Below are 286 nucleotides of genomic sequence, written 5' to 3'. Positions count from 1 at the left end.
CTTCGGAGGTGGATCGGGTAGTTATGAACAAATGATGTTAATGGGAGGAGCTGGCCAACAAGGGTACGGTGGAATTCCGAGCTGGATGGGTGGAGCAGCGGGAGGATTTCCAACATCGGTAGCTGGCATGCAAACGGGAATGCCTACATCAATGGGAGGATTTTCGACATCAGGGGCTGGAATGCCTACAGTAACAGGAGGATTTCCGACGTCAGTAGCTGGCGTACAGACAGGAATTCCAGTAGGGGTACCAACTACATTTCCTTCTTTCGTTGGAGGAGTGCAG

Annotated in this window: 1 pseudogene; it reads left to right on the top strand. The window is 51.7% G+C overall.

The features are described from left to right. A pseudogene (locus tag MR113_RS27680) lies at positions 1-286 on the top strand (hypothetical protein); the annotation flags it as partial.

Origin of the sequence: Bacillus cereus group sp. BfR-BA-01379 (genome assembly GCF_022663605.1) — a bacterium.
In the GTDB taxonomy this organism is placed as follows: Bacteria; Bacillota; Bacilli; order Bacillales; family Bacillaceae_G; genus Bacillus_A; species Bacillus_A mobilis.
This window is presented reverse-complemented; position numbering and strand designations above follow the sequence as displayed.